6 protein-coding genes and 1 pseudogene are annotated in these 6,626 nt (G+C 64.7%); 4 read left to right on the forward strand and 3 right to left on the reverse strand.

Features of this window, described 5'->3' with window-relative positions:
- A pseudogene (locus tag WAN02_RS14485) lies at positions 1-548 on the reverse strand (hypothetical protein); the annotation flags it as partial.
- 43 nt (positions 549-591) lie between these two features.
- On the opposite strand from WAN02_RS14485, the gene WAN02_RS14490 reads away from it, so the two are divergent.
- Positions 592-1,008, forward strand: a complete 417-nt coding sequence (locus tag WAN02_RS14490) for a ferritin-like domain-containing protein (RefSeq protein WP_422264896.1) — start codon at positions 592-594, stop codon at positions 1,006-1,008.
- A 19-nt stretch (positions 1,009-1,027) separates the two neighbouring features.
- Here the strand turns inward: WAN02_RS14490 and WAN02_RS14495 are convergent, their stop codons facing one another.
- Positions 1,028-2,521 (reverse strand): FAD-dependent monooxygenase, encoded by a 1,494-nt coding sequence (locus WAN02_RS14495; protein WP_422264897.1) that lies wholly within the window; start codon positions 2,519-2,521, stop codon positions 1,028-1,030.
- Between the two features lie 152 nt (positions 2,522-2,673).
- Here WAN02_RS14495 and WAN02_RS14500 point away from each other — a divergent pair, with 152 nt between their 5' ends.
- The 3 genes from WAN02_RS14500 (at position 2,674) to katG (ending at position 6,146) form a co-directional block, all read left to right on the forward strand.
- On the forward strand, positions 2,674-3,393 hold the full coding sequence (locus tag WAN02_RS14500) for a hypothetical protein (protein WP_422264898.1): 720 nt from the start codon (positions 2,674-2,676) through the stop codon (positions 3,391-3,393).
- A 92-nt stretch (positions 3,394-3,485) separates the two neighbouring features.
- Positions 3,486-3,902: a Fur family transcriptional regulator gene (locus WAN02_RS14505; protein ID WP_422264901.1), complete on the forward strand. Its 417-nt coding sequence runs from the start codon at positions 3,486-3,488 to the stop codon at positions 3,900-3,902.
- 36 nt (positions 3,903-3,938) lie between these two features.
- Complete coding sequence (gene katG / locus WAN02_RS14510; RefSeq protein ID WP_422264899.1) at positions 3,939-6,146, forward strand: catalase/peroxidase HPI; 2,208 nt, start codon at positions 3,939-3,941, stop codon at positions 6,144-6,146.
- Positions 6,147-6,227: 81 nt separating this feature from the next.
- Here katG and WAN02_RS14515 read toward each other — a convergent pair whose 3' ends face one another.
- Positions 6,228-6,605 (reverse strand): NYN domain-containing protein, encoded by a 378-nt coding sequence (locus WAN02_RS14515; RefSeq protein ID WP_422264900.1) that lies wholly within the window; start codon positions 6,603-6,605, stop codon positions 6,228-6,230.
- Positions 6,606-6,626 lie beyond the last annotated feature (21 nt).

Here is a 6,626-nt window from a genome sequence, read left to right on the forward strand (position 1 = left end):
GGTACCTTGACATAAACGCCCGCAGGCGACTGCGCAGCGTTGGCCACCAGAGGCCAGACGAATGGCGCGCCCAACGCGCCATCGACTAACGACTGCAACGGTGCATCTATCACCGTCCGTCCATCCAATTCGACGCGGATCGCACCCATCCGGCTCACGTTGCCGCTGTCGCGGGTGAACCACATCGAGTCAACCTCGCCGGCGCCGCGATCCTCCGCGATGACACACCCCACACCACCGGATGCCAGACAACCGCCGCTGCCGTTATCGTTTCCGGTACTGAGGTCGAAATTGCCACCCGTCCGATCGAAGCTCGAGGCCTGCAGAGTCTCCGTGTCCGCGCTCAAGTATGGCAATCGATCCAATCGACGATAGGTATCCCAGCCCACCGATCTTTCGCCGATTCCGTGTACAACCGGTTCGGCGGGCGCTGCGCCCGCATTGGCTATCACCACGAGCACTGACGCGAACGTCGCCGACAACGCCCGAACAGCCAACGATGGGTCAGCCGCCGCGGCGCATCGGTGCTGGTGAGGGGTAATGCCCATTGCCCCGCGTTTGAGCCCGCCGCCTTGCGTGAAACCTAGCCGCATGGACACCAGTACTTTCATCGAACGACTCAACGAAGATCTGGGCACCGAATATCAATCGATTGTCCAGTACATCCAGCACACCGCAACGATTAAAGGCCCCGAGTACCACTCGATCACCGAGGAAATGCACAACCACCTGGCCCAGGAGTTGGAGCACGCCAAAATCTTGGCTCAGCAAATCGACTTTCTCGGTGGCACGCCCACCGTCAAAGTGCCCGACGTGCCTGATGCATCCGACGGAGCCGCGGCGCTGAAGGCAGATATGGAATTGGAGCAGCGTCAGCTGGACCGCTACCGGAAGCGGGTGGCAGAGGCCAACGATCTTGGGTTGCCCGACGTAGCCGAGGCGCTGCGGCCGTTGCTGCAACAAACACAGGACCACGTGCGGGAGCTGCAAGACGCCCTGGAGGGCTGACACCCGCTCCGGCCGCCGCCTAGCGCCGAACCGCGCTGGGTGGTCCGAACCATCTGCTCAGCGCGTCGGTCAAGTCGGCGTCGGAACCGCCGCCGACCCACGCGACATACCCGTCCGGCCGGACGAGTACGGCATCTGGGGCAGCAACGGTGCCGAGAGCTGGAAGCTCCCATTCCCCACCGTATTTCGCGTCGACCAACCGAACTCGATCTGGCCAGCCGGGCAGGTCGAGTGCGCCCGGTTCGCCGAAGTTGATCAGCACTGGGTCTGCGTCGTGCAACAGCGTGAACACCCGACGCGGACCCGCACTGGTGACAATGTCGAGATCGGGCATGCGGCGTCCGAGCAGTGGGTGCCCCGACCCCAGGTCGTAATGGATATCCAGTCCCGACATCGTGGCAGCGAAGCGCCGACGCGGCTCGTCCATCCGTAACACCTCAGACATGAGGTCGCGCAATGCTTTTGTTCGCTCGTCGGTTGGATTGCGCAGCAGCGCCATCTGCGCCATCGTGTACTGCAGCGCCCGCGCCGCGACCGGATACCGTTCGGCGTGGTAGCTGTCGAGGAGGGTGTCCGGCGCCGACCCGCTGGCTACCAGGGCAAGCTTCCACCCCAGATTGACCGCATCCTGGACGCCGGTGTTGAGCCCCTGGCCGCCGATCGGGTGATGCACATGCGCGGCGTCCCCCGCCAGCAGGACTCGCCCGTCGCGGTAGGACGCCGCCTGCCGGGTCATATCAGTTGCCCTGGAAATCCAAGTGGGGCTGTGAATTCCGTAATCTGTTCCATAGACAGTGACGAGCGCTTCGCGTAGATCGGCCAGGGTTGGTTCGGTGCCGGGGACCAGGTGCTGCTCGGTCACCATCACCCGCACCGATCCTCTGTCGGTCGACTCGCTGAGCGCATGGACACCGACGGCGTCATGCCGCACGCCCCAGTCCGGCGCACCACCCGCCGGGAAAGCCATCTCGACCTCGGCGAGCAAATAGCTCATCGTCGGATCCCAACCCGGGAAGTCGATGCCCGCTGACTTCCGCACCACACTGCGTCCGCCGTCGCACCCCACCAGGTACTCTGCCCGCAATCGCCGGCCGCCGGACAGCTCGACGTCGACCCCGGTGCCGTCCTGAGCGACGCGGATGACCTCGCGTTCGCGATAGAACTGTACGGCCAGTTCCTCGACCCAGCCGGCCAGGATGCGCTCGATGTGGTTCTGCCACAGCGCAAGTCCATAGGGATGTCGGGTGGGGAAATCGCTGATGTCCAGTCGGATCTGGGAGAACCCCGCAACTTGTGCGATCTGGCCGCTCGTCAGGAAACGGTCGGCGATTCCGCGTTGGTCGAGCACCTCGATGGTGCGGGAATGTAGACCGCCCGCGCGGGAGCCGGTCAGATCTTGGTTTGCGCGCCGCTCGGCAACGGCGACGTCGACTCCCGCCAATGCCAATTCGCCTGCCAACATCAGCCCGGTCGGTCCTGCCCCGGCCACGACGACAGAATGTTCGATGCCCACTTGCCAATCCCCCAATATCGCTGAGTTTTAGCTTCGGCCAGCGATTTTGCGCCATGACCCGGGTCTTGCCGCAAGCCCCGGGATGAGCTATATGTTGAAGGTGAGGAGGTAAATCCTTCCCATTCCGGCCTCTGGCCGCCGACTATGTAGTCGTGAGTAGTGAATCCCGTTCTGCCGCAACGATCGCTTTCCTCTGTGCCATGCCAATGGAGTTGCGGCCGTTGCGGCGGCGCCTCCGGCTGCGTAAATCCGCGGCGGGCTACGTCGGCACGATCGGCAACCGTGCGGTGACGGGCCAGGTCACGGGGATCGGTACTGCCTGGGCGGGCGCTGCGACCGCCCGACTACTCGAGACCGTCGACGTCGAGTGGGTGGTGGTCGTGGGGATTACCGGTGCTATCGACGACCACACCCCGATCGGAGCTCTGGTACTGCCCGAACGGGTTGTCAACGGCGCTGACGGCTCGATGTACCGGCCGACACCGCTCCGACTCGGTGCAGCCCACGGGACGATGTGGACCACCGACGAGTTGCTGACAGACCCGGCGATGCACGCCGACCTGCGATCGCGCGGCGTGGTGTCGCTCGACATGGAGACGGCCGCGATCGCGAAGGTGTGCGAACGGCGCGGCGTCGCGTGGTCGGTGGTGAGGGCAATCAGTGACCGGGCCGGCGACGGCAGCGTGGACGCCGAGATCGCGGGCCTCACCCACCCCGATGGCACCGCGAACCGGGCGGCCGTCGCGCGCTATCTGGTCACGCATCGCAATGCCCTCCCTCGTCTGGCTCGGCTCGCCAAAGGATCGAACCTGGCTGCCAGACAAGCTGCCAACGCCGCAATTACAGCCGTACGCACGTTGATTAATTCTTGACCAACTCCAAATTAGGTCTTGACCGACTCCAGATAAGAGCGAATATTGGGGTCGTGTCGTCAACGTCGACGGATTACCCGGCACAACTGCGGATGGCCGATCTTCGTGTGACCCGGCCCAGGGTCGCCGTGCTGGAGGCGGTCGATGACCATCCGCACGCTGACACCGAGACCATTCTGACCGCGGTCCGCAGCGGACTTCCCGATGTCTCCCGCCAGGCCGTGTACGACGTTCTCAACGCTCTGACCGCCGTCGGGCTCGTTCGTCGGATCCAGCCACTGGGCATGGTTGCCCGCTATGAGTCGCGCGTCGGCGATAACCACCATCACGTCGTGTGTCGATCGTGCGGCGTCATCGCCGACATCGATTGCGCTGTCGGCGACGCCCCGTGTCTGACTCCGTCCGATGACGACAACGTGCTGGAGGGCTTCGTTCTCGACGAGGCCGAAGTCATCTACTGGGGTCTGTGCCCCGACTGTTCGACCGCAACGTCTCGATCACAACCGTGATCACCGCCCGTTTCACCCACCCCTGAAAGGAATGCAGTGTCTTCCGATACAACCCACAAAGGCAGCGAGAGCGAAAATCCGGCGCTCGACTCACCAACGCCGAAAAGCGGGGCTCCCCTCACCAACCAGGACTGGTGGCCCAACCAGCTTGACGTGTCGAAACTGCACCCGCACCACCCGCAGTCCGACCCGCTCGGCGACGGCTTCGACTACGCCGAGGCGTTCGCCGGACTCGACGTCGACGCGCTCAAGGCTGACCTGGTCTCGGTGTTGACGACGTCGCAGGACTGGTGGCCCGCCGACTACGGCCATTACGGAGGTTTCTTCATCCGGATGAGCTGGCACGCGGCGGGGACCTACCGCATCCATGACGGCCGTGGCGGTGGAGGCCAGGGCCTGCAGCGCTTCGCGCCCCTCAACAGCTGGCCGGACAACGGCAACCTGGACAAGGCTCGGCGGCTGCTGTGGCCGGTCAAGAAGAAGTACGGCAACAAGATCTCGTGGGCCGACCTGCTGCTGCTCGCCGGCAACGTCGCGCTGGAGTCCATGGGCTTCCAGACCTTCGGCTTCGCTTTCGGTCGCGAAGACATCTGGGAGCCCGAGGAAATTCTCTTCGGTGAAGAGGGCGAGTGGCTGGGCACCGATAAGCGCTACACGGGTAAGCGGCAGCTCGCAGAGCCGTACGGCGCGACCACCATGGGCCTGATCTACGTCAATCCCGAAGGCCCAGAAGGCAAGCCGGACCCGGTCGCCGCGGCCCACGACATCCGAGAGACGTTTGGCCGGATGGCGATGAACGACGAGGAAACCGCCGCGCTGATCGTCGGCGGGCACAGTTTCGGCAAGACCCACGGCGCCGGAGACGCCGACTTGGTCGGTCCTGAGCCGGAAGCAGCTCCGATCGAGCAGCAGGGGTTGGGCTGGAAGAGCTCCTACGGCAGCGGTAAGGCTGAGGACGCCATCACCAGCGGCCTGGAGGTGGTGTGGACCAACACGCCTACCAAGTGGGGCAACGGGTTCCTGGAGAACCTGTACGGCTACGAGTGGGAGCTCACCAAGAGCCCCGCGGGCGCATGGCAGTTCACCACGAAGGACGGCGCGGGTGCGGGCACCATCCCCGATCCGTTCGGTGGGCCGGGGCGCACCCCGACCATGCTGGTGACCGACATCTCGCTGCGGGAAGACCCGATCTATCGCGAGATCACCAAGCGTTGGCTGGATCACCCCGACGAGCTGTCCGAGGCTTTCGCCAAGGCGTGGTACAAGCTGCTGCACCGCGACATGGGTCCGGTCTCGCGGTTCCTCGGGCCGTGGATTCCCGAGGTCCAGCTCTGGCAGGACCCCGTTCCGGCCGTTGACCATCCGCTGGTCGACGACAAGGACGTCGCGGCCTTGAAGAAGAAGGCGCTCGAGTCCGGTCTGTCGGTGCCGCAACTGGTCAAGACGGCGTGGTCGGCGGCGGCGAGCTACCGCAACACCGACAAGCGCGGTGGCGCCAACGGTGGACGGCTTCGCCTTGAGCCGCAGAAGAATTGGGAGGCCAACGAGCCGGCCGAGCTGAGCAAGGCGCTGGCGGCGCTGGAGAAGATCCAGCACGACTTCAACGACTCTGCTTCCGGCGGAAAGAGGATCTCGCTGGCCGACCTGATCGTGTTGGCCGGGTCTGCGGCGGTCGAGAAGGCGGCCAAGGATGCCGGGTACGAGATCGAGGTGCCCTTCGCGCCCGGTCGTACCGACGCCTCGCAGGAGAACACCGATGTGGATTCGTTCGCAGTGCTCGAACCGCGGGCCGACGGATTCCGCAACTACGCGCGGGCCGGCGAGAAGGCGCCGTTAGAGCATCTGCTGCTGGAGCGGGCGTACCAGCTCGGCGTCTATGGTCCGGAGCTCACCGTGCTCATCGGTGGTCTGCGGGTACTCGGTGCCAACCACGGCGGCAGCAAGCACGGCGTGTTCACCGACAAAACGGGCGTGTTGACCAACGACTTCTTCGTCAACCTGCTCGACATGAACACCGAGTGGAAGGCGGCGGAGTCGGCGGAGAACGTTTACGAGGGCCACGACCGATCCTCGGGTGCGCTGAAGTGGACCGCTACCGCGAATGACCTTGTGTTCGGGTCGAACTCGGTGCTGCGCGCGGCAGCCGAGGTGTATGCCCAGGACGACAACAAAGGGAAGTTCGTGAAGGACTTCGTCGCGGCGTGGGTCAAGGTGATGAACAACGACCGGTTCGACCTCAAGTAACACCCGATAGCACCACACTGCACCCCGCGGGTAATCGCTCGCGGGGTGCAGTGCGTCAGCACCGAAGTGCTGAGTCCCGCGCTACGGCCGAGGGTCGATCAGATCGCGAAACCGCGCCGCAGGACAGATACCCGCACCCGCGGCCCGCGCCCGGTCGGCCAGCGTGGCGTCAGACGTCACGACGTTGATCTCCTCAGGGTTATCGTCGTCGCGCACCATCCGGACGATCTCGTTGTCGGCCGAATTCGCAGTCGCTTTGGGCGCGTGGTGTATCCGGATCGCGGCCGAGTGAATCGGTGGCGACGTCGGACCTTCGAACACCACGGTGACCTGGTGGCCATCCGGCGAGGCCCATCGCTCAAGCTGTTCGACAAGCCGGGCTCTTGCTCCGTGACGGTCTTTCCACCAGCCATCCGGTCGCGTCCCGATCACATTCATGGCGTCGACGATCCAGCGCACAAAGCTGACGGTACTGATCTA

It is taken from the genome of Mycobacterium sp. (assembly GCF_049281135.1).
Taxonomy (GTDB): domain Bacteria; phylum Actinomycetota; class Actinomycetes; order Mycobacteriales; family Mycobacteriaceae; genus Mycobacterium.